We start from the raw sequence: 21,517 nt of genomic DNA, 5'->3' as shown, positions 1-21,517 counted from the left end.
TTATATCAACCAAAGGAGCTTTTTGTCAATGAATTTTTTAGGACATTTATGTCAATTCTCATCGAAAAATATCTCCCCTTACATAAAAATGCCCTATCCTTTTCGTGAGGGATAGGGCATACACTTATTTTATCTGTAGGCGGTGAATGGTATTGGCTAATGTCGCAAATTCCTGAATAGAAAGCGTCTCTCCACGTCTGCTCGGCAAAATGTTGGCTTCTTCTAGCGCTTGCAGGGCCTGCTCCTTCTTTTCTTTACCGAAGTAGTTAGTAACTAAGTTATTCAGTAAAGTTTTGCGTCTTTGAGCAAAGGAAGCCTTTACAACACGGAAGAAGAGCTTTTCATCTGCTACCTCTACGATTGGTTGTTTGCGAATAGACAGCTTAATGACCGCTGAATCAACATTAGGCCTTGGAATAAATACGCTGGCTGGCACAATCATCTCTATGCTCGTCTCCGCATAGAATTGAGCTGCTACACTCAGCGAGCCATAATCCTTCGTACCAGGTTTAGCAGCAATGCGCTCTGCCACTTCCTTTTGGATCATGACAACAATATGATCAAGCTCGATACCAGATTCTAACAACCCCATGAGAATTGGTGTCGTTACGTAATAAGGCAGGTTAGCTACTACACTGACTCCGCTACACCCAGATAGGTGTTCTGCTATAAGAGCAGCTACGTCCAGCTTCAATACATCTCCATGTACCACTGTGATATTGTCGTAAGGAGAAAGTGTATCTTCTAAAATTGGCAGGAGACGTTGGTCGATCTCAATCGCCATTACTTTGCCTGCTGCCCGACAAAGCTGCTCAGTCAACGCTCCAATGCCCGGCCCTATCTCAATAACAGCTTTATCCTTAGAAAGCTCTGCAGCATCTATGATGTTATGCAAAATGTTAATATCGGTTAAAAAGTTTTGTCCCAGGCTTTTTTTGAGGGAAAAGCCGTACTTCTCAATGATCTCCCGCGTTCTGGTTGGAGTTGCGATATCTTTATATCCAGCCGTCATCTATTAGCTTCCCCCTTGTTCTGAATCAATCTGGTCCACAGCAGCATCAAACTCCGCCTTACTGATTTGAAACATGTTTAACCTTTTACCTAATTGTTTAGCGTTAGAGTAACCGATACCCAATATCTCTCCTAATCGGGTGCGACGGTGCTTGGTATCCATTCCAGCTACCATTCCAGCTTGCACGAGGTGCTCCAAGGTAATTTCCCCTTGCCCCTCTAGGAACTCGGTCTTTACATCAGCCAGAGCCTGTCTAATGGCTTCCGGTGTTGCATGCTCCACACCAAGATTACTTCCCTTTTTTCTAGCATCCTCTTTTTTAATAAAAGCATGCTTGCATCCGGGCACAGATTGGCTGACAATTTTTCTAATGCGCTCACCCGGATAATCTGGGTCGGTAAACACAATCACACCGCGTTTCTGTTGTGCCATCTTTATTTTTCGAAGGGTTACCTCGTTGATTGCGGAACCACCTGTCTCGATGGTATCAGCATCGACTGCCCGCTTAATTGCGGCCGTATCGTCTCGTCCTTCCACCACGATAACCTCTTTGATCTTCATCCGTTAATCCATCCTTCGTTCTTGTGTACTTGCTTGCAAAAAAACTTTTTTTATTTGTCCTAAAATAGGAAACGAAAGCAAGCTTACTTGCGTATAAGAAGTATAGAGATTCAAACAGCTTACCACATTTATGCCCAAAACAAAAGACAGGAGAAACTCCTGCCTTTTTCTAAAGTAAATGTTACGGCAACTTCGGGCCGATTACATGTACCTTGTATCCTTTTTTACGACCGAATCTCATTGCCTCAGATTCGCTGCCCAAATATACATCCATCTTGTGCCCTTTGATGGCCCCACCGGTATCCTCCGCACGACGATAACCGATGCCCTCAATGTAGACCCACCAGCCTAATGGAACCAATTTGGGATCAACTGCCACTGTTTTTCCGACTGTAGCTTTTACACCCATTGCTGTTCTTCCGTATCCGCCGCCAGCGTTCGGAGCATAGGCTGTAAGAGTTACATTATTCAAGACGCGTTTTGCGCGAATATCTTTTCCACCACGCGAAGATAGGGAAGCCGCCATAACTTCTTGTTTCTTCGTACCCACTGCCAAAACGCGGTCTTGTTTTTCTGTTACCACGTCGGTTTTGACCAATTTGCGGGATACCTCTTTACCATTCTCAAAGACCACACTATAGTGCAAAATAGCTTTCCCAGCTTGACCTTTTTTTAGTTCACGCACTTCGCCTTTGTTGAGGGAAGTGTCTTTTTGGCGTATTTCTCGAAAAGCGATATCTTTATTAACCTGAACTGCTTTTTCTTCTACCCTAATGACAGAAATTTCCGTATCTTTCGTCAGCTTTGAATCTACAGACGGATTTATTTTATCCTTCTTGCTTACTTTGACACCTGCATCCGCCAATGCACCGGCTACTGTACGTTTTATTGTATGAACCACTGTCTTCTGTCCGGCAATTTGGACAGGTATTGCCCAGCTCGTTTGCAAATCAACGGTCATGGCTTTTTCAACAGATGTGTCCAAGCCTGGTTTAATACTATCTTTATCAGTAATTTGAACTTGTTTTTCTTGTAATAATTGTTCAACCGTTTTTGCCGTAGTCGTGATGTCCTGGGATATCCCATCAATGACTAGCGTTACTTGCTTTGGCTGGGTAGATAGGTTAAAGAAGTAGATACCCACTGATAACAACACAAAGGTTGCAGCTCCTAAAATCGAGAGGAGCAATCGATTGTGCGGCACCCAGATTTTACCTAATTCCATTCCCCACACTCCTTTTTTAAGCCTGAGAAGGATATTATATCACTTTTTTTCTTTTGTCAAATTCTCCCCCTTTTCCTCTCCAGATTGTGCGGCTGATTTTTTTACGGAAAATCCAGCTATTTCTGTGTTTCTCAACATGTCTTTTACCTTACCAAATAAGCCACGGAGAATGAAAGCAGTTTTCTGTCGAGCAATTCTGTCGATTCCTCTTTTTCGTTCGACAGGACACTAATTTCGCTTTAAAAAACGAAAGAAAGGGAACCTACGAAAACATGTTATGTCAATATGCAGATTGATAGAACGCATATATAATTTTTACTCATCGCCCAGAGATCATGTGACAATCTTGTAACAAAAAAATAAAAACCCATTAAAAGTTTATATATAGTGATATTTTTTAAAATTTTAATAAAATATGCACTTTATGTATCTGCTTATATTTGATTTCACTACATTTTGTTTACCAATAATGGAAAATACACAGATAAAATTCCTATCATTAGTTTTAAATATATTAAAAATTCACTTCCACTAATCTAGTGAATTTTTATCGCTTTTTTTTACAAAAATAAAAGAATTTTCTTGAAAGCTTTTTCCAAACATTCTATATAAAGTACTTACTAGAAAGCTACTTTTTAATGTCCAAACGACAACTTCCCATAAAAAAACCTGATCAATTTCCAGATGAAATCGATCAGGCTTACGCGTTCCTTCATTATAATACAGTTTCTCTAATGTTAAACAAACGGCGCGCATTATTAGCTGTAATCTTTGCCAATTCCTCATAAGGCAGTCCATGGATTTGAGCCATCTCTTCGGCAACAAATTTGACATACGCTGATTCATTTCGCTTACCTCTAAATGGATGAGGTGTTAAATATGGACAGTCTGTTTCAATCAAGATACGCTCAAGCGGGATCTTTGCTGCCACTTCTTTTGGACGTTTCGCATTTTTAAAAGTGAGAGGACCGCCAAACGAGATATAAAAATTCATATCCAGGGCCATTTTAGCCAACTCATAGCTACCAGAGAAGCAATGCATAATACCGCCTACTTCCCCTGCTTTTTCTTCTCGCAGAATCTCGATAATATCCTGATGTGCATCACGATCATGAATAATAATCGGCATTTGTAATTTTCGAGCCAGACGAATCTGTTTACGGAATACCTCTGCTTGTACATCACGTGGTGACGTATCCCAATAATAGTCCAGCCCCATTTCTCCCAGCCCAACAACCTTAGGATGTTTACTCAATTCTTCTAACCATTCCAGGTCTTGTTCCTTCATAGTAATAGCATCTTGTGGATGCCAGCCAACAACCGCGTAAATAAAATCGTACTTCTCAGCCAGCTCCATTGTTGTAGGGATTGTCTCGCGGTTAAAACCAACGTTTACGATCGTACTTACTCCATTCTCCTTCGCACGAGCAATTACCTCATCGCGATCCTCATCAAATTGTTCCGCATTCAAATGTGCATGTGTATCAAACAGCATAGATTTCCCTCCTTTATTTCATAACCTGTGTTGAGATCATCTGCCGTTAAGATCATAATCAAAAAAGGCAAGCAGTGCGAACGCCACACAAGGCTTCCGCACTGCTTTTAAACAACAATTCCTCTTATTTATTAGCTTGTGCTAGTGTTATTTTACAACAGAACCATTTGGCATGCTGGCATCAACCGTAGAAACAGTCAATTGGTCACCATGAGAAGCTGCTAAAATCATACCCTGAGACATTTCTCCACGTAATTTTACAGGCTTCAGGTTTGTTACTACGATAACCTTTTTACCAACCAATTCCTCTGGCTTGTAATATTTCGCAATACCTGAGACGATTTGGCGTTGTTCATCACCCAAATCAACTTGTAAAACTAGTAGCTTATCTGCATTTGGATGCGCAGCGCATTCTTTTACCTCTGCTACACGTAATTCAACTTTTGCAAAATCATCAATGCCGATCAAATCTTTTGATTCGGAAGTCTTTTCTTTTGCTTCAACTGCTTCTTTTTTCTCTTCGTTCACTTTGCCTTCCCCTTTCAATGCATCCTGTTTCTTTTTATTCTCTTCTGCTTGCTTACGAGCTTCTGCTGTGCTTGCATCAATAAAAGCTAGCTCCTGTTCAACGTCAAGGCGTGGGAATAACAATTCTCCGCCGCGATTTACCTTGATTCCAACCGGCAATCTTCCCCATTCACCAGCTTGCTCCCAAGTCAATATAGCCGCTTGTTCTGCAATACCTAGCTGCGCCCAAATTTTGGCTGGAGTCTTGGTCATAAATGGTTGCAACATAATAGAAGTAATGCGAATACTTTCCGCTAAATTATACATAACAGTAGCTAGACGCTCTTTATTTTCTTCTGATTTAGCCAAAGCCCACGGCTGTGTTTCATCAATGTATTTATTCGTGCGGCTAACTAGATCCCACAGGTGGCTTAGTGCATTACTAAAGCGCATTTCGTCTAAATGCTCTTCTACAAGCTTTTTCGTTTCAAGCGCCTGCTTAATTAATTGATCATCAAATTCCCCTGATTGACTTGGACTTGGAATAATGCCATCGAAATATTTTTCAATCATGGCAATCGTACGACTGACCAGGTTACCTAGATCGTTTGCCAGGTCGTAATTTAAGCGTTGGATAAAGCTTTCTGGTGTAAACACTCCATCCTGACCAAAGGCGATCTCGCGGAGCAGGAAGTAACGAACACCATCAGAGCTATAGCGCTCAATTAAGAATTTAGGATCGATAACATTTCCTTTTGATTTGGACATCTTGCCATCCGGCATTAATAACCAGCCATGACCGAAAATTTGTTTCGGCAATGGAAGATCCAACGCCATCAGGATGATTGGCCAATAAATCGTATGGAAACGGAGAATATCCTTTCCTACTAAATGAACATTAGCAGGCCAGTAGCGCTGATACTTTTCATCGTTATCGGATAAGTAACCAAGCGCTGTAATATAGTTTGCAAGCGCATCAATCCATACATAAATCACATGTTCTGGATCTGTTGGCACCTTTACGCCCCAATCAAATGTGCTACGAGACACACTCAAATCCTGTAAACCAGGCTTTAAAAAGTTGTTTACCATCTCATTGCAGCGAGATTCAGGCTGGATAAAATCAGGATTTGCCTCAATATGAGCAAGAAGTTTTTCTTGATATTTGGACATACGGAAGAAATAGTTCTTTTCCTTTACCTTCTCAACAGGGCGTCCGCAATCTGGGCAGAAGTAGCCTTTATCGGTTTTTGCCTGAGTTTCAGTCCAAAATGCTTCATCTGGCACACAGTAGTAGCCTTCATATTCACCAAGATAAATGTCACCTTGATCGACTAAGCGTTTAAAAATCTTTTGAACGATCATTTTATGTCGTTCCTCTGTCGTACGGATAAAATCATCAAAAGAAATGTCTAGTTTCTGCCATAGGTCCTTAATCCAATCAACTACAGGATCAATAAACTGCAAAGGAGCTAGGCCTTCTGCGGCAGCTCGTTCCTGTAATTTTTGACCGTGCTCGTCTGTACCCGTCAGATAGTATACATCGTAGCCGCGCAATCTTTTGTAACGGGCCATCGCATCTGCAGCAATGGTTGTATAAGCATTCCCGATATGTAGCTTATTACTTGGATAGTAAATAGGCGTTGTAATATAAAATGTTGGCTTTTTTGTCATGTCATACACCCTCCTAAATATGTTTTTACACATAAAAAAAAGACTCCTCCCCTAATTGGGACGAGTCTTGTACTCGCGGTACCACCCAAATGCTCCGTTCCTTCACAGAAACGGACTCGGTAAGTAGTCAACAGCTACTCTCCTATAACGCAGGAATACGTCGCTCCTTATCCGCCATCATTACAATGACCGTTCATGAACGAAACTCAAGGACCATCTTCCACTTCCTTCACTTAACTGGCTTTCACCTACCCCAGCTCTCTACATAAGCTTTTGAAAGTGTACTCTTCCCGTCAACGTTTACTATTAAAATGATACTTCTATTGTATACTAAATTATCTGTTCATAAACGTAATGTCAAGGGATTTACGTTAGGTTTCTTTTTCGCCAAAAAAATGTCGAATCTCGACATATAATTCGACATTTTTCTATATAAATATCCATTATTAGGTTAATTTGTCGTATGACATTTTCCATCTTTTATGAAAAAAGATTTCTGACAGATTCATATATAAAGGGGTTTTTAGCCCCTAATTTCATATAATTATTACTGATATTTCGTGATTATCACGTTTTATTCGTATAAATTGTAATAATTGTAAAAATGCCATTGACACCTTTGGTAATCACTGGTATCATAAGCTATAATAAATTGTCGAATATTGACGATTAATAGATAAATATTCGGTATTCATCGATACAGGATCCACCCACTTTTTTTAAGAGTTTGAGAGGAGCTTGAAGGGTATGAAATCAACTGGTATTGTAAGAAAAGTAGATGAATTAGGACGTGTTGTTATTCCAATTGAACTTCGTCGTACACTTGGAATTGCAGAAAAAGATGCTCTAGAAATCTTTGTTGACGGAGAACGCATCATCCTTAAAAAATATGAACCAGCTTGTATCTTCACAGGAAACGCTGAAGACTTGGTATATTACAAAGGAAAAATGATCAGCAAAGCTTGTATTCAAGAGATGGCATCTTTGCTTGACGAGAGTTCCCAACAGAAATAATAATAAAAGGCTATTGCTCTTGATAATGAGCAGTAGCCTTTTTTAATATTTGCTGTCATTCTTCTCAATTAGTCTTGGTGGTATTCATTATATACTTCTCTACGTGTCAGCTTTCGATCCTCAGCCGTTCTTTTACACGCTTCCTTAACAGACATTCCCTGTTCGATATAATGTTCTACATGTTCTTTTAGACCAAAGTGGCTCCACCAAGCCTCTGTATCTTCTTCCGTTATAGGCTGGCCATTATAGCCAGAAACAATTATGCAAAACTCTCCTCTAATCTCTGTTTGCTCTAGCCAGCCTATCAGCTCAGACATCGTGCCTCTGGCGAATTCCTCGTATCTTTTGGTCAGCTCTCTCGCCAGCACCGTCTCACGATCGCCTAATACCTCTTGCATAGCCGCTAGTGTTTTCGTAATGCGATGAGGTGCTTCATAAAATAATAACGTTTCTGGATAATGGGCTAAACGATCCAGCTCTACCTTACGTTGCTTTTTATCACGCGGTAAAAAACCGCAGAACACAAATTTTTCTGTCGGTAATCCAGAGGCAATCAAACCTGTTAATGCCGCGTTAGCACCAGGGATGGGAACGACCGTACAGCCAGCATCAATTGCTTCTCGTACCAGGTCGGCTCCTGGATCAGAAATGGCGGGCAAGCCTGCATCACTGACTAGAGCAATGTTTTTTCCATCCAACAACCAGTTAATTAATTCCGGTCCACTAGATGCTTTATTGTGTTCATGATAGCTAAGTGTACGTTTCTCTATCTGAAAATGAGTAAGGAGCTTTCTGGTTTGGCGTGTATCCTCACAAGCAATCACGTCCACCTCACGCAATGTCTTCAAGGAACGGACTGTAATATCATCCAAATTTCCGATAGGTGTTGCCACTAGGTATAGGATACCTGTGCTTGTCATTTGAGCAAAACTCTTTTGTATATTCATCTATCGTAACTCCTAAATGGTTATTTCATCAAAGTAGATTGAACCGATGCATTGCCGAATAAAATCAAGCTTTCCTTGGCTGAACGTTGAAGACGTTTAATTTGTTCTTCCCTTTTAAGTCCCCATGAACGATCAGCGCCTTCTTCCCAATACACCAGCTCAATCGGACAACGCCCTCTTGTATATTTGGCACCTTTCCCAATCCTATGCTGCTTAAGTCTACGCTGTATCTCTGTTGTGTATCCCGTATACAACGACCCGTCTGCACATTGTAACATATAGACATAGTGACTTTTATGTGAGGGAATCTCGCTTTCCGTAATAGATTTCATATAGTTCATCGCAGTACTCTTCCCCTTGCTTATACACAATCAGTGGTGGTTGTATCCGAAGCTCTGGTTTCCCTCCGCGTATCCCTTCCACAAGTACCATATTAGGTTCACTATCTTGGCGGGAATGCACGAACCGCATACGCTTAGGCTCGATACCATACATCCTCATGCCTGTAACAATATCTATCAGACGAGTTGCACGATGCACTAATGCTAGCTTCCCGCCTTGCTTCAGCAGTCTGCTTCCAACCCGCAGTACATCATCTAACGTAAGATGAATCTCGTGGCGAGCTATAGCACGATGGTCATTTTTACTTACTTCCCCTGTGATCGAAGGCATATAAGGTGGATTACAAGTGATGAGATCATATTTATTATCTCCAAATCTCTCCACTGCCTTGCGTACGTCGTCATGATGAATAGTAATACGTTCTTGCAATCCATTCATGATCACGTTACGTTCTGCCATATGAAACAATCGTTCTTGTAGTTCAATACCTTCAAATTCAGCAAATGGCGTTCTTGTGCTCATTAATAAAGGAATGACTCCATTACCTGTGCAAAAATCTAATACTTTTCCCCTCTTAGGCACCTGTGCAAAACGAGCAAGTAATACTGCATCCATTGAAAAACAAAACACTTCATGGCTTTGAATGATTTTTAATTCGTAGGTTAACAAATCGTCAATCCGTTCTGTATCATACAAGGGGACTTGCTGTTTTTCTGTCATATTGTATCCTCTCTTACCAATCAGAAGGTAGTTATCCTATCATTTTATCAGTAAAAAGCGACCCGTCTGTGTAAAAGACATCAGGTCGCTTTTGTTTTTTCGTATCACTTGTGTCCACCGCTTAAAAAAGATAAGCAGAACAGGCAATCGCCTTCTTTTCTTATACTACCATAGTGTACGTTGCAAATATGAAATCCTTCCGCATATAGTCGCGCAAGATTATCATATCCTTCGCCCACTATTTTTTGATTGCCTACTATCTTTTGACTGGCTGCTGCCCTTTTTTGTTGGCCAGCACTTTGCTTTTTGGAAGTAGACTGATCGGCTCTTTTCTGGAATCGGTTACGCAAGTGTTCATTTTCAATGAGAAGCTGAGCATTCTCTTCCAAAAGTTTGACGATCACGTCTTTTAGGCTGCCAATCTCCTGATAGAGTTCGCCCACTCTCTCTTCCATGCTCGCGATTTTAGCGAAGATTTCCTGTTTCTCCAACTTCATCACCTCTCGCTACCCGTCCTCTATCCGATCTCTGGTCGACTTGTTACAATTTCATCAAAGGTAAACTCCATGACTCTTCCTACTTCTAGGAGATCAACCTGAGCCACTCTGCCTAAAATATTCAAGCTTACAACTCTGCCATCCCCCATTGGTGTTTTCACCCATGAGCTTAGTTCAGGTATTTCTTCCTTCGTTGTTTCGTAATTATCATTTTCATACTTCAAACAGCACATGAGGCGTCCACATAAACCGGAGATTTTAGCCGGATTAAGCGAGAGATTTTGATCTTTCGCCATTTTAATGGATACCGGTTCAAAATCACCTAAAAAGGTGGAACAGCATAGCATACGACCACAAGGCCCTATACCGCCAAGCATCTTAGCTTCATCCCGAACACCAATCTGCCGTAATTCAATGCGCGTACGAAACACCGCTGCTAAATCCTTTACTAATTCACGAAAATCAACGCGGCCGTCCGCTGTAAAATAAAAAATAATTTTATTCCGGTCGAATGTATATTCAACATCTACCAGCTTCATTTCCAGTTGATGTTCTCTAATCTTGGTTTGGCACACCTGAAAAGCATTTTTTGCAGCAGCGCGATTCTCATCGACTTGACTAGCATCCGATTCATCGGCAATTCGAATTACCTTCTTTAAAGGAAGAACTACATCAGAATCTTCCACTGTCTTTTGCCCGATCACAACCTTGCCATACTCAACACCACGTGCTGTTTCAACAATCACGTGACTGTCTTTTTCTATCTGCATTTCGTCAGGATCAAAATAATATATCTTACCCGCTTTTTTAAAGCGGATTCCGACCACCTCGTACAAAATTTATCCCTCCTGGATATGAAGAACAAGTCGCTCTAACGCTAACTGTGGGTTAGCATTACGCTCTATCCGATTTCTTGTCTCCATGGCTACATCAATTCCTCGCAATATCTCGGTTTGAGCCCACTGCAAGGCCTGCTCTTCTAATGCATCCTGTTGGTCTATGTTGATGATGTTGGCCCTACGCCCTACTTGAATATAGAGGATATCTCGCAGCCAAAGGATGAGCAAATCCAGAAAGAGAGGAAGTTCTTCTTTTAATCTATCGTTACGTTGAAATTGATCTTGAATTGTAAACAGCGCTTGGGAATCACGTTGTTTCAAATCCCTTCCCAATTGTATCACCATAGCTTTAAGCTGTGCAAACCATTCTGATTGGCTTAATAGCCGTGCATCGTCCAGATTTGTTGTAATTTGGGAAGCAACCTGGGCAATGCCCCGTGTAATTCCTTCGTTTACAAGCGATTGCACAATCATTTCAACCGGTAGAGGGTTGAATACTATTGTCTGACATCTGGATAAAATTGTGGGTAAAATGGCATGACTGTTTTCAGATAGCAACAAAGCAAGCACACCCGCTGGTGGTTCTTCTAAAAATTTCAGCAAGCTATTTGCCGCTTGGGTTGTCATTTTATCTACATGCTCTAGAATATAAACCTTATTCTTCGATTCAACAGCACGCATCTTCATTTCTTTTTGTAAGGCCCTAATTTGCTCTATTTTGACAGATGCACCATCTGGAGAGATTTGATACACATCAGGATGGTTCCCTGATTGAATACGTTGGCAGTTCAGGCATGTCCCACAAGCGTCACCGGGCTGATCTAAGCAAAAAATGGATTTAGTCACATGCTGAGCCACTTCCATTTTGCCTACTCCTTTTGGTCCCGTAAATAGGTATGCATGAGCCAAACGATCGTACTTCATACTATTAGCTAAGACTTCTGCCACACGCTCTTGTTTTTTTGCTACATTACTCCAGCTCATTTATTGTCACCTAAAAATATAAATTGATTAGCATGCCTCTGATTTCACCAATTCGAGCAAGCATATCTATCAGAGGAGCCTGCTCGCTCAATAGATCGTCTGCCAATGCTAATAATTCGGCATCGATCTCTTTGATAATTTTATGAATGCGGCCTCTTCCTCGGCGATTGGTTCCTTTACGCTCATCGAGAGCAATCCCAAACCGAACAGCTTCCTCCATAAATCGCTTGATAAGATTACGATACGAATAGTAATCTCGTACATTGCGGGAGCGAGCCAAAATATCTCCGTGTTTATCTATTTCTGTAAGCAGTAGTTGAAGTCTTTCCTCGTTCAATCTCTGCCCTTCACCTTTAACCATATCTCGAAAGTTCATCTTTTCCACAGATACATCCCTGCGTTGACCTATCCCTTTTACTTCAAATGTAGGTCTGATGCCATTATCAATTTTCACTAGGTCCTCACTCCCGCTCACCTTTACCCGAAACTAAAAAGAATGGAAATGCTCTACGTCCATCACAAAAACGGCTGCGCCCCCCACTTGTACTTCAAGCGGATATGACAAAAATGAATCAACTCCACTTCCAAGCGGCGACACAGGAGTCACCATCTGTTTGCGGGATTGGCAGTTCTGCTCAATGATGGTGATAAGCTCTGTTACACGACCATCATCGGTCCCTACAAGAAACGTTGTATTCCCAGCGCGGAGAAAGCTTCCTGTACTGGCCAATTTTGTAGCACGGAATCCTTTTTTCACAAGGGCTTGTGACAAACGCCCACTGTCTTTATCCTGCACAACAGCGATGACCATTTTCATAGTGATTTCATCCTTTCTGCTTCGCAATTGTAGTGCTTAGCTCTCTTACCAGTAACATATAAATTACTCTGGCTATAATTCGATTGAAGGGTACCACTTTCCTTTAGAAAAGGGCATTGCTTAATCGGAAAAATCAAATAAAATTTGGTATTACCATTCTTTTTAAGGGGCTTACCTTATTGTTATGTCAAAGTAGCTACTTGGTGTAATTTTTCTAGCTTTCGCACAAGGAAATCTTCCTCAGTGCTTTTTCCTATTATACAGCATGTACGACCTATTTTTCATTCAAACATATTTTTCTTGCTAAAGAGTTTTGTTGAAAAAAAAGAGCATCTCATCATTGCTGCCTTCACCGTATCGACGGGGAAAACACGAATCATGCGTCTGCTCTTTTTTTAGGCTATCCCTCTATGCTTTTTTTATTTTTTCTTGGACGATAGCAAGCATTTCATCGACTACCTGCTCAATTGGCTGGTCAGCGTTAATACGAACAATCCGTTCCGGGAATTTATGAATCAATAGCTCATATCCTTCACGTACCCGGTTATGAAATGATACTTTTTCCAAATCAAGGCGATTTTTTTCTCGAGTAGAATTAGCCTCAATCCTAGCTAGTCCCACTTCTGGGGATACATCAAGATAAAAGGTAAGATCGGGCATACGATCCTCAATAGCAAATTGATTAATAGCAAATATTTCGTCGGTAGGTAGCCCCCGCGCTACACCCTGATAAGCTAGACTACTATCAATGAATCGATCACAAAGTACAATTTTCCCCTGTTCCAACGCAGGTATTACCTTTTCCACAAGATGCTGGCGCCTTGCTGCTGCATATAATAGCGCCTCTGTTCGCCCATCCATTTTTGTATTTACTCGATTCAATATTACCTCACGAATTTGTTCAGCGATATCCACTCCACCTGGTTCACGTGTGACTAAGACCGGCAGCCCCTGTTCTGTTATTCTCTTTTCTAAAAGTGTAATTGCAGTGGATTTTCCCGCACCGTCTCCACCTTCTAATGAAATAAACATGCCTGTGTTCACCATACCCTCTCGTTTAACAATGTTTACCTTTTATGACTTGAATGGTTTTTACCGTGGCATCCTTCACACCATGAAAACGAGCCTCTTTTCTTTGTAATTCCTGCAAAAGAGCAATTACCTGCTCGTCAAGGACTTCACCTGGAACAATCATAGGTATACCTGGCGGATATGGAATCACCATCTCAGCGCAGATACGTCCCTGTGCTTCTTCTAATAATATAGGCTCTGCTTCCTCTTCTACCGCTATATGCATACTCATAGCTACTTTACGTAAAAAGCAGGAGGAGACTAACCCTGTTTCAAAAGCACGCAGTCCTTCTCCTCTCACTTGCTTTGACAGCTCCTCCATAACCGTAAGTAACCTTTTACAATCCAGCTCTGTCGTACCTGTAGACCCTAGTAGCAAAAGATGATGCAATCCAGCTAGCTCTGTATAAATATAAGCTTCTTCTAGCTTTGTTTGCAATTCAAAGCCTGATAGCTGAGCGGAATGTAAATTGATTACAATTCGCAGCGGATCTAGTGTTTGATACCCTGTCTGCTTCTTCCAGCCGGCTACTGAAAACCAATCGAATTGGCTAAGGCGTTCTTTCGTTTTTTCGATAAGCCCAATCGCCTTCTGTAGCTCTTGTTGCCCCTCTAGCACCATATGTCGACGGGCTAAATCAAGAGACGCCATTAACGGATATGAAGGGCTAGAGGACTGTAGCATCGCCAAATAACGATACAATCGGCTGCGATCAATAAGCTCTCCTTGAACATGCAGCATTGACCCCATTGTAAAAGCAGTTCCCATCTTATGTGTAGACTGAATGGAAATATCAGCCCCACTCTGCATAGCTGAGGCAGGCAGGTCTGGATGGAAACCATAGTGCGCGCCATGCGCCTCGTCAATGATTAATGGAATGTGATAACGATGAACAACTGTAGCCATCTTTTCTAAATCAATACCCATCCCATAATAGGTCGGGTTGGTAAGAAAGACAGCCTTGCAATCAGGGTGCTCCATTAAAAGCCGCTCTACATCCTCACGCCGTACACCTGCGGCAATACCAGTCTCTGCATCTACAGCAGGAACGACAAAGATCGGCTCCGCTTTCGCAAGCATCAACCCATGGTAAACGGATTTATGACAATTACGCTGAACAATAATTTTATCTCCAGGTCGGCAAATCGACATGATCGCAGCCAAATTCCCTACTGTTGTTCCACCGACTAAAAATTTGGTTTCTTCCGCTCCGTATGCCTCTGCGGCCAACTGTTGAGCTTGAGCAATAATATCTTCCGGCTGATGCAAGTCATCCAAGCCTGTAATCTCTGTTAAATCAATTGACAGGTATTTTTCAAAAAAAGACCTTGCTTCCTTATCGAAGCTTCTCCCCATCTTATGCCCAGGTACATGAAAAGGATGGGGGTTTTGTCGTACATGCCTTTGTAGTGCATCAAACAACGGAGCTTTGCGCTGTCTCTCCCAAAAATCTTCCTGATTTTGCATCATCTTTCTCACGTCCTTTTGTTTCGGTACCCCCTATTGTACCATGTTCAAAAGTCTAAAAGCCCATAAGAAAAGAGGCATCGCCCATTGACATGCCTCTTTTACATGTTATTATGCATTCTTTTTAAACCAGATTTGCCGCATCTGTTTAATATAAAAGGGATAACGTTCATCACGTACGTCGGTCTTGACCATTTCTTGCTCACATGTATAACAAATAAATTGGTTACAAATGGATATACCAACGGCTTGTTCCCTGTTGCAGATAATGCAGCGATGAGAGTGGTCTTCCATATGGGACACCTACCTTTTCGCTAAGCTTATCAACCATTATATCCCATTATAATCCGTTCCATTCCAAACGTTCGGCTTTTGACCAAGTGTTCGATAGTATATTTTCTCAAGCTTTGCCTCATTTGACGGAAAGCAATCCACTACGTCTAAAATATACGGCTTAGCCATACTTTCGTATAAGTTGTCTAAACGTATACTGAGAATATCCTGATCATGTCTTACAATGAGTAGAACATCAGCCAGTTTTACTGCTTCCAGCGGAGTATGGCAATAGCGCCAGTCCCGAGGTAGATTGTTCGTTTTTTGCTGATACGCTCGTACGTAACATGAGACTTCCAAGTCGACACGTTGTGCAAGCATATCAAGAGGAAGGCTAGGGGAAAATCCCCAAATAGCGACTCGCTTGATGCTTACTTGCTGCAACAGATCATGCCACTCTCGCTCAAGCCATTCTTGTTCTAGCTGTAGAATCCCCTCGTCATAAACATTGGGAAACAGCCAGCCTTGTCCAATTCGTCTGTCCATGCCCAGACCTTGCCCTACAATATATGCTCTAGCCCCCAGCTCGTCACATCGAGTGGCTAGCCTATGATAAAATCTCGTTTTCTGATTCAAAAATATTTGACGTGCCCAAGCCATTTCAACTGCTTCTTCATATCTGCATAAAAACGAAATGTACCCATGCACGGCAAGCCCTCTTCGGAAACGGTCATGCCAATTTCGTACTGCAAAAGCATCTTCGGAAAAGCATTCGCAAGCCTCGCTTCCAATTATAGCCTTTTTTTGCTCCGTCCAGCAGAGTAAGCGTATGATTTCAACAGAATCCTGTAAGGGCTGTAGCCGTTTTATAAACTCATACGCTGCCGTATCAGAAACATGATCTCCTGCTAGAAGCACAAGATAGCGCCGATTGTTTAACCGATTATTCCCAACATACTTTGTTATATCACGTATAAACCTTTGCCACTCTACAGGAGACAGACCTTCAGTAAAAAGCCAGCCGGATATTTCCACTTTTGTCTGCTCCCATTCCTTTGCAGAAATGATGTCGATCTCACATGTGGCAAATGCATCAAGGCATTCCCGCGGTAACGATAGGGGGGCTACCGAGTGCAAGTACACAAGCGTTGCCTGGCTCACCTATGATCTGCTCCTTCCGCTTGCCTATCATATAATCTGCTCAAATTTATCTTTCCCAGAAATGGGGAATTGATGTTCCTCGTTTTGACACGTGATCATCCCTTCTAACAAAACAGACCCCTTTGCTTGCTTTGGATACGGAACTGCTAAAAGATAAGCAATTGTGGCAGCTACTGACACGATGGCAGGCCGTGTAGTCACAACCTTTCCTCGATGGATAGACGTTCCTTGCATGAGAAGTGAAATGTAGCGTTCTTTATGACTCAAATGTACACGCCCTCCCATGCCTGTCGCTTCTCCATGATCAGAACAAACCATAAATACGGCTTGATTGAGCTTGCCGAGCTTGTCTAATTGGTGATAGAACTGCGCGATCATTTGATCAGCCTGATTTATTTTTGCAAGATATTCGTCGCAATAGACTCCACATGTCATTCCTGTTCGATAAATATCTGTCATTTGTACAAGCAAAAAGTCTGGATTGTCTTGCTCTGCAATTTGAATAGCTTGCTCTATTCGGCAGTTATCAGTCTGTTGATTTTCCCGTACATATGCCTGGCGAGCTTCCTTATCAAATAGACAGCTTATCTCCTCTTCAGCCAATATCATCCCTGCCTTCCCTGCTTGGTGCAGGACATCAAGGATTGTCTCGCGCTGTATTGTTTTTCGATTACCAAGATGGCTATTTATCTGATGTTCAGACGGATAGGTTCCTGTCAAAAGAGAGCAAAAACAGGACCTTGTATCTGCGGGATATACACTCTCTGCCTTTTCCCAGCTAGTTCCTGTTCGTTGTAACCAATCAAGAAAAGGGGTGTGAGCTTCGACCAACTGTTCCTTATTGCAGCCATTCAACACCACCAAGTAAACTCGTTCAGCGGGAAAAACATACTGTGTAGTAATCTTTTTCGCATTATCTATATTCTCATCAGGCTTCCATGTAAAAAACAGTTGATGGATGGCATAGCTATAAAAAAATAATACAAATGCAAATACAAAGTGAGATAAAATACTCTCACTCACTGTCCATTCCTGCCATGACACAGAGGCTTCCTGCATCGCTATCAGTAAAATCAAGGCCTTGGGCAATTGCTCAAATATATTAGCACTGCTTGAATCACTAGCCCTAGTAAGCCTTTTAATAAAGTGCATCAATTGGAAGGAGAAGCTGATATGCCCAGCTCCAGAGAAATGATAAATGCCCCATAACACGGTAACCGCAAGGAGATAGAAACAGATCGTATATACAGCCATACTAAGTAACAGGCATTTATACCACAGTATGCCTGCAAAACAGAGGGGTCCTAGTAAAAACCAGCGAATATGCAAGGGATAATCATAGAAAAACAATAAGAGGAAAATAGGGAAGCATAATAGTAGAGATATAAAAAAGCTTTCCCAAAACACTATATCTAACCATTCTGAAAAGTGAAACAATAAAAAACCAACCACCACGAATAGGAGAGTAAATATGTTTCCCTGTCGGAAAATACTCCAGCAGCCCATGGCAATCTTTTCACGGTTGAAAGCTGTACTCATGGCATTCCCCTCTCCTTCCCACTACCAATTAATTCCTATGATAATAACCCTATATTTACCTGTCAATTGAAGGATACAATTATCTATATAACCTACCGATAATACTATAGAACGAACAAAAAGGAGGCCTGTTGATGAAAGAACAGACCATTTACAGCTACCGCTTACTATATCGTTTTCGTTGGGGAATGGGTGGTTATCTGTTGCAACTAATCGGGATCATTACGGCCGCTTTTATTTTGGGCCTCTGGCAAGCTCTAACTTGGAATTCTTTCATTCTTTTCCTTTGTTATCTTATTTTTATCCCACTATTACATATGACTGCCGTTTGGGTGTATACCTCTATTCTAGCTCAGCCATTTCAACTATCCAAATTGTCTTGGCTGTCTCCATGGTGGGGCACTACCCATTCGCTTATGGTATCACTCTCAAGGTACAGAAGACTGGAGACAGTGACTTGCCTAGGTGTATTCTTCACATGTTTAGCTATTTTTCCATGGTCTTCTTTTCCTTCTGGTCACTTTTTGGTAATCATCACCATATTTAGTTTACTACCGCGTTTGATTCCGTTGCTTGTTTCCTTCCGACACCCACAGGAAGCCTATGTGAAATACGAAAAAGCAAGCCTTGCATTTCTAATGACTGATGGAAAGAGTTAATGCTTAGCCTAGCAGAAAGAGCCGAATAACGATCAGTGCAAGTAAGCCCGGAATCCGTAGAAAGCCTGCTATAATAGCCGTTACGGGATTAATCGGTACATAGAATCCCGCCATCTCACCAAAGAAATTAGAGAAATACAAAAGGATCGCACCAATAATGACATTTAGAGCAATCGTTCCCGTCCAACGTAATGGACGGGAAACTGATCTGCTAAGCGCCACCAAAACAAGGAACCCAATGATCATTCCAGCTATCATAATCTCCGTGTTCATTTCGCCATCCTCTCCCTCTACGCTTCTCTTTGTTTCTCATTTCGACGGCGTATTTGTTTGAGCAGATACATGTATCGCTTTTCAGCCAGACGGTATTTGTAAATAAAGTGGTCAATCTGTTGAAATCCTTCCGAGACATCCACATGCCGCTGAGCATTTTGCCAATACTGTAGGGCACTAGCAATCGCTTCCTGTAAATGATAAGGCTGCACCTGCGGCTCTTTCAAACCCGTGTTCCTCTTCAACCATTTCATACAAGTTCCCCTTCCCTCTATTCATCAGGTTTATGATTGATAAGAAAGAATGACACTAACTACATTGTTGATTGAATGCAAAATAATCGAGGCCCACAGTGAGTGAAAGCGATGACGGACAATTCCAAGGGACAACCCAATTATAAATAAAGGTAGAAATAAGGCTATATCAATATGAATAATAGCAAACCAAAAGCTCGCGATCAGGATTCCCCAGAAAGCTCCCCACTTTTTCACAAGATAAGTCTGAAGAACCCCGCGAAACATCATTTCCTCTGCGATCGGGACAAATAAGCCTGTCATAAAAAAGGATAAAAGAATCGTTAGCAAGCTGTTTTGCTTGGCATCCCTTATTTCACGGCTGATTCCTTCCTCACGTGCAGAGCTTAACGATATGTGAAAAAAGTCAGCCAAAGGGGCCACCACATAGCTCAGCAGGAATGTAATCCCCAAATAACAGCCGATGATAAAGAAAAACATTTTCCCGACATCAGTTGGACTTTGAAAGCCTATTGATTCTAACCGACCTCGAAACCAAATGAAACAAAACATACACAAGAAAATTTGCAAGGAAGCAGATTCAAATAATCCTCCTATACTTCCTGTTGTAAAAAGCGGATAGCTCAAAAGCCCCGTCCCATACAAGAAAATGGAGGCATTATAAAAGATTTGCATAAATGCGACTGCATGTATAAAATCCGTACCGTTTACCTCTGTATGACCAGTCCAAGTAGAGACGCGCCGATCTCGAATCAAAGCAATAAAAAACAAAACACTCGTAAGCAGTGTAAGGAATATATTCCCCCATAACAATAAAACTTGTATTGTTTCCATATTGCCTAGCATATGGATTTCCCAGGTACCGTCTGCCTTTCGCAAGATTGACGTTGCTGATAGTTGAACGCCTATATACAGAACATATTGAAAGGTTAATATCCAAGCCCATTTTACAGAGCGCCTTCTTACCGTTGGCAGCAATGGCATGTAAGGTTGCATTCATTCACTCTCCTACTCTTTAGGTTATGCCTCGTCCTAGTAAAAAAGCACTTTCTTTCCCTATAAAAAATACTTTCTGACCAAATGTAGGTTTCCGTACTAGGAACTTACTTTCTCTATTAATAAATGTGGGTCTGTCCAAGCTATAACCCCATTGAAGCATAAAATATCTTTTATTACCTCATATAACAAAAAGGCGCATGATTTCTCATGCACCTCTTATCCCTATTATTATAATTCCCGGCGACCTTCTAAGGCTTTAGTCAATGTTACTTCATCGGCATACTCTAAATCCCCACCGACAGGTAGACCATGAGCAATACGGGTGACACGAATGCCAAAGGGTTTTACTAAACGAGAAATATACATAGCTGTAGCTTCCCCTTCAATATTAGGGTTTGTAGCTAAAATAAGCTCTTGTACTTGTTCATCACCTAAGCGTTTGAGCAGATCGGGAATATGAATATCTTCAGGACCAATCCCATCCATAGGTGAAATGGCACCATGCAGAACGTGATAATACCCCACAAATTCTCTGGTTCGTTCCATGGCAACCAAGTCTTTTGGTTCTTGAACGACACAGATGATAGAGCCATCACGGCTTTTATCGCGGCAAATCTGACAGGGATCCGAATCGGTGATATTATTACAAACCGAGCAATAGTGCAGTTGCCGTTTGGCGTTAACCAATGCTTTTGCTAAATCAAGTACGTCATCTTCCTTCATGCTTAACACATGAAAAGCTAACCGACTTGCTGTTTTTGGTCCAATGCCCGGCAATTTCATAAATCCTTCTATTAATTTCGAGACGGGCTCTGGATAAAACACAATGACCTACTCCTTTACGGGAGCTTATGCTGGCAAATTAGAACAATCCAGGAATGTTCATGCCGCCAGTAAAGCGTCCCATTTCTTTTCCAACTACTTCATCAACATTTTTCATAGCATCGTTAATTGCAGCAAGAACTAGATCCTGCAACATTTCCACGTCTTCTGGGTCAACTACTTCTGGATTGATTGTTACATCAATAACCTGCTTATGTCCATTCGCTTTTACAACTACAGCGCCACCGCCAGCTTTACCTTCTACTACTCTTTCCTTCAATTGTTCTTGTGCTTTTTGCATCTCATCCTGCATTTTTTTAACTTGTTTCATCATTTGCTGCATGTTTTTCATTCGTAATTCCTC

The 21,517-nt window shown here is 41.6% G+C and carries 25 protein-coding genes and 1 other annotated feature; of the genes, 2 read left to right on the top strand and 23 right to left on the bottom strand.

Annotated elements, in window-relative coordinates; genetic code table 11:
• Positions 1-124 precede the first annotated feature (124 nt).
• From rsmA to metG, 5 genes are all read right to left on the bottom strand, one after another.
• Complete coding sequence (gene rsmA / locus GOP56_RS16245) at positions 125-1,012, bottom strand: 16S rRNA (adenine(1518)-N(6)/adenine(1519)-N(6))-dimethyltransferase RsmA (protein ID WP_163246069.1); 888 nt, start codon at positions 1,010-1,012, stop codon at positions 125-127.
• Positions 1,013-1,015: 3 nt separating this feature from the next.
• The gene (rnmV, locus tag GOP56_RS16240) at positions 1,016-1,573 is read right to left on the bottom strand and encodes a ribonuclease M5 (protein WP_003333915.1); all 558 of its coding nucleotides are present in this window, start codon (positions 1,571-1,573) and stop codon (positions 1,016-1,018) included.
• A gap of 181 nt (positions 1,574-1,754) precedes the next feature.
• Entirely contained in the window at positions 1,755-2,798 is a 1,044-nt protein-coding gene (locus GOP56_RS16235; RefSeq protein WP_163246068.1) for a resuscitation-promoting factor, read from the bottom strand.
• A gap of 715 nt (positions 2,799-3,513) precedes the next feature.
• Positions 3,514-4,293 carry a TatD family hydrolase gene (locus GOP56_RS16230; RefSeq protein ID WP_003333918.1) on the bottom strand — a complete coding sequence of 260 codons (780 nt, stop codon included), beginning with the start codon at positions 4,291-4,293 and terminating at the stop codon, positions 3,514-3,516.
• A 147-nt stretch (positions 4,294-4,440) separates the two neighbouring features.
• Positions 4,441-6,474 (bottom strand): methionine--tRNA ligase, encoded by a 2,034-nt coding sequence (gene metG / locus GOP56_RS16225; protein ID WP_254068434.1) that lies wholly within the window; start codon positions 6,472-6,474, stop codon positions 4,441-4,443.
• Positions 6,475-6,527: 53 nt separating this feature from the next.
• Positions 6,528-6,780: a binding site (T-box leader), on the bottom strand.
• Positions 6,781-7,221: 441 nt separating this feature from the next.
• Here metG and GOP56_RS16220 point away from each other — a divergent pair.
• On the top strand, positions 7,222-7,488 hold the full coding sequence (locus GOP56_RS16220) for an AbrB/MazE/SpoVT family DNA-binding domain-containing protein (protein ID WP_003333920.1): 267 nt from the start codon (positions 7,222-7,224) through the stop codon (positions 7,486-7,488).
• Positions 7,489-7,556: 68 nt separating this feature from the next.
• Here GOP56_RS16220 and rsmI read toward each other — a convergent pair whose 3' ends face one another.
• The 13 genes from rsmI to GOP56_RS16155 all read right to left on the bottom strand — a co-directional run bounded on the left by rsmI (position 7,557) and on the right by GOP56_RS16155 (position 18,146).
• Positions 7,557-8,435: a 16S rRNA (cytidine(1402)-2'-O)-methyltransferase gene (rsmI, locus tag GOP56_RS16215; RefSeq protein WP_163246066.1), complete on the bottom strand. Its 879-nt coding sequence runs from the start codon at positions 8,433-8,435 to the stop codon at positions 7,557-7,559.
• A 20-nt stretch (positions 8,436-8,455) separates the two neighbouring features.
• Complete coding sequence (locus GOP56_RS16210; protein WP_003343412.1) at positions 8,456-8,776, bottom strand: GIY-YIG nuclease family protein; 321 nt, start codon at positions 8,774-8,776, stop codon at positions 8,456-8,458.
• Entirely contained in the window at positions 8,730-9,497 is a 768-nt protein-coding gene (locus GOP56_RS16205; RefSeq protein WP_163246065.1) for a tRNA1(Val) (adenine(37)-N6)-methyltransferase, read from the bottom strand. Before GOP56_RS16205 ends, GOP56_RS16210 begins: the two co-directional genes overlap by 47 nt.
• Before the next feature lie 104 nt (positions 9,498-9,601).
• Entirely contained in the window at positions 9,602-9,988 is a 387-nt protein-coding gene (yabA, locus tag GOP56_RS16200) for a DNA replication initiation control protein YabA (protein WP_041751879.1), read from the bottom strand.
• Positions 9,989-10,014: 26 nt separating this feature from the next.
• Positions 10,015-10,830, bottom strand: coding sequence for a PSP1 domain-containing protein (locus tag GOP56_RS16195; RefSeq protein ID WP_003333926.1), 816 nt, complete (start codon positions 10,828-10,830; stop codon positions 10,015-10,017).
• Between the two features lie 3 nt (positions 10,831-10,833).
• On the bottom strand, positions 10,834-11,817 hold the full coding sequence (holB, locus tag GOP56_RS16190; RefSeq protein ID WP_003333927.1) for a DNA polymerase III subunit delta': 984 nt from the start codon (positions 11,815-11,817) through the stop codon (positions 10,834-10,836).
• A 10-nt stretch (positions 11,818-11,827) separates the two neighbouring features.
• Positions 11,828-12,271, bottom strand: a complete 444-nt coding sequence (locus tag GOP56_RS16185) for a YaaR family protein (RefSeq protein ID WP_003343407.1) — start codon at positions 12,269-12,271, stop codon at positions 11,828-11,830.
• 33 nt (positions 12,272-12,304) lie between these two features.
• Complete coding sequence (locus tag GOP56_RS16180; protein ID WP_003333929.1) at positions 12,305-12,634, bottom strand: cyclic-di-AMP receptor; 330 nt, start codon at positions 12,632-12,634, stop codon at positions 12,305-12,307.
• A 408-nt stretch (positions 12,635-13,042) separates the two neighbouring features.
• Complete coding sequence (tmk, locus tag GOP56_RS16175) at positions 13,043-13,666, bottom strand: dTMP kinase (RefSeq protein ID WP_174250680.1); 624 nt, start codon at positions 13,664-13,666, stop codon at positions 13,043-13,045.
• Positions 13,667-13,691: 25 nt separating this feature from the next.
• Positions 13,692-15,176, bottom strand: a complete 1,485-nt coding sequence (locus tag GOP56_RS16170; protein ID WP_163246064.1) for an aminotransferase class I/II-fold pyridoxal phosphate-dependent enzyme — start codon at positions 15,174-15,176, stop codon at positions 13,692-13,694.
• A 108-nt stretch (positions 15,177-15,284) separates the two neighbouring features.
• Complete coding sequence (locus GOP56_RS16165; RefSeq protein WP_003343399.1) at positions 15,285-15,467, bottom strand: sigma factor G inhibitor Gin; 183 nt, start codon at positions 15,465-15,467, stop codon at positions 15,285-15,287.
• A gap of 36 nt (positions 15,468-15,503) precedes the next feature.
• A complete protein-coding gene (locus GOP56_RS16160; protein WP_163246063.1) occupies positions 15,504-16,607 on the bottom strand; it encodes a hypothetical protein in 1,104 nt (367 codons plus the stop codon).
• A gap of 27 nt (positions 16,608-16,634) precedes the next feature.
• Positions 16,635-18,146, bottom strand: coding sequence for an alkaline phosphatase family protein (locus tag GOP56_RS16155; protein WP_163246062.1), 1,512 nt, complete (start codon positions 18,144-18,146; stop codon positions 16,635-16,637).
• Positions 18,147-18,280: 134 nt separating this feature from the next.
• Here GOP56_RS16155 and GOP56_RS16150 point away from each other — a divergent pair, with 134 nt between their 5' ends.
• Positions 18,281-18,805, top strand: coding sequence for a hypothetical protein (locus GOP56_RS16150; RefSeq protein WP_003333936.1), 525 nt, complete (start codon positions 18,281-18,283; stop codon positions 18,803-18,805).
• Positions 18,806-18,808: 3 nt separating this feature from the next.
• On the opposite strand, the gene GOP56_RS16145 is transcribed toward GOP56_RS16150, so the two are convergent.
• The 5 genes from GOP56_RS16145 to GOP56_RS16125 all read right to left on the bottom strand — a co-directional run bounded on the left by GOP56_RS16145 (position 18,809) and on the right by GOP56_RS16125 (position 21,505).
• Positions 18,809-19,078, bottom strand: a complete 270-nt coding sequence (locus tag GOP56_RS16145) for a pro-sigmaK processing inhibitor BofA family protein (protein WP_003333937.1) — start codon at positions 19,076-19,078, stop codon at positions 18,809-18,811.
• Between the two features lie 17 nt (positions 19,079-19,095).
• Positions 19,096-19,332, bottom strand: coding sequence for a DUF2508 family protein (locus GOP56_RS16140; protein ID WP_163246061.1), 237 nt, complete (start codon positions 19,330-19,332; stop codon positions 19,096-19,098).
• Between the two features lie 30 nt (positions 19,333-19,362).
• Positions 19,363-20,328, bottom strand: a complete 966-nt coding sequence (locus GOP56_RS16135; RefSeq protein ID WP_163246060.1) for a CPBP family intramembrane glutamic endopeptidase — start codon at positions 20,326-20,328, stop codon at positions 19,363-19,365.
• A gap of 231 nt (positions 20,329-20,559) precedes the next feature.
• Positions 20,560-21,156 (bottom strand): recombination mediator RecR, encoded by a 597-nt coding sequence (recR, locus tag GOP56_RS16130; protein WP_003333940.1) that lies wholly within the window; start codon positions 21,154-21,156, stop codon positions 20,560-20,562.
• Between the two features lie 37 nt (positions 21,157-21,193).
• Positions 21,194-21,505 (bottom strand): YbaB/EbfC family nucleoid-associated protein, encoded by a 312-nt coding sequence (locus GOP56_RS16125; protein ID WP_003333941.1) that lies wholly within the window; start codon positions 21,503-21,505, stop codon positions 21,194-21,196.
• Positions 21,506-21,517 lie beyond the last annotated feature (12 nt).

The organism is Brevibacillus sp. 7WMA2 (genome assembly GCF_010748895.1).
Lineage (GTDB): Bacteria > Bacillota > Bacilli > Brevibacillales > Brevibacillaceae > Brevibacillus_B > Brevibacillus_B halotolerans.
This window is presented reverse-complemented; position numbering and strand designations above follow the sequence as displayed.

Excerpts from the sequence above, each read along its gene's own strand:
- rsmA (WP_163246069.1), bottom strand. The coding sequence starts at position 1,012 with ATGACGGCTGGATATAAAGATATCGCAACTCCAACCAGAACGCGGGAG.
- rnmV (WP_003333915.1), bottom strand. The coding sequence starts at position 1,573 with ATGAAGATCAAAGAGGTTATCGTGGTGGAAGGACGAGACGATACGGCC.
- GOP56_RS16235 (WP_163246068.1), bottom strand. The coding sequence starts at position 2,798 with ATGGAATTAGGTAAAATCTGGGTGCCGCACAATCGATTGCTCCTCTCG.
- GOP56_RS16230 (WP_003333918.1), bottom strand. The coding sequence starts at position 4,293 with ATGCTGTTTGATACACATGCACATTTGAATGCGGAACAATTTGATGAG.
- metG (WP_254068434.1), bottom strand. The coding sequence starts at position 6,474 with ATGACAAAAAAGCCAACATTTTATATTACAACGCCTATTTACTATCCA.
- GOP56_RS16220 (WP_003333920.1), top strand. The coding sequence starts at position 7,222 with ATGAAATCAACTGGTATTGTAAGAAAAGTAGATGAATTAGGACGTGTT.
- rsmI (WP_163246066.1), bottom strand. The coding sequence starts at position 8,435 with ATGAATATACAAAAGAGTTTTGCTCAAATGACAAGCACAGGTATCCTA.
- GOP56_RS16210 (WP_003343412.1), bottom strand. The coding sequence starts at position 8,776 with ATGAACTATATGAAATCTATTACGGAAAGCGAGATTCCCTCACATAAA.
- GOP56_RS16205 (WP_163246065.1), bottom strand. The coding sequence starts at position 9,497 with ATGACAGAAAAACAGCAAGTCCCCTTGTATGATACAGAACGGATTGAC.
- holB (WP_003333927.1), bottom strand. The coding sequence starts at position 11,817 with ATGAGCTGGAGTAATGTAGCAAAAAAACAAGAGCGTGTGGCAGAAGTC.
- GOP56_RS16180 (WP_003333929.1), bottom strand. The coding sequence starts at position 12,634 with ATGAAAATGGTCATCGCTGTTGTGCAGGATAAAGACAGTGGGCGTTTG.
- tmk (WP_174250680.1), bottom strand. The coding sequence starts at position 13,666 with ATGTTTATTTCATTAGAAGGTGGAGACGGTGCGGGAAAATCCACTGCA.
- GOP56_RS16170 (WP_163246064.1), bottom strand. The coding sequence starts at position 15,176 with ATGATGCAAAATCAGGAAGATTTTTGGGAGAGACAGCGCAAAGCTCCG.
- GOP56_RS16165 (WP_003343399.1), bottom strand. The coding sequence starts at position 15,467 with ATGGAAGACCACTCTCATCGCTGCATTATCTGCAACAGGGAACAAGCC.
- GOP56_RS16155 (WP_163246062.1), bottom strand. The coding sequence starts at position 18,146 with ATGAGTACAGCTTTCAACCGTGAAAAGATTGCCATGGGCTGCTGGAGT.
- GOP56_RS16150 (WP_003333936.1), top strand. The coding sequence starts at position 18,281 with ATGAAAGAACAGACCATTTACAGCTACCGCTTACTATATCGTTTTCGT.
- GOP56_RS16145 (WP_003333937.1), bottom strand. The coding sequence starts at position 19,078 with ATGAACACGGAGATTATGATAGCTGGAATGATCATTGGGTTCCTTGTT.
- GOP56_RS16140 (WP_163246061.1), bottom strand. The coding sequence starts at position 19,332 with ATGAAATGGTTGAAGAGGAACACGGGTTTGAAAGAGCCGCAGGTGCAG.
- GOP56_RS16135 (WP_163246060.1), bottom strand. The coding sequence starts at position 20,328 with ATGCAACCTTACATGCCATTGCTGCCAACGGTAAGAAGGCGCTCTGTA.
- GOP56_RS16125 (WP_003333941.1), bottom strand. The coding sequence starts at position 21,505 with ATGAAAAACATGCAGCAAATGATGAAACAAGTTAAAAAAATGCAGGAT.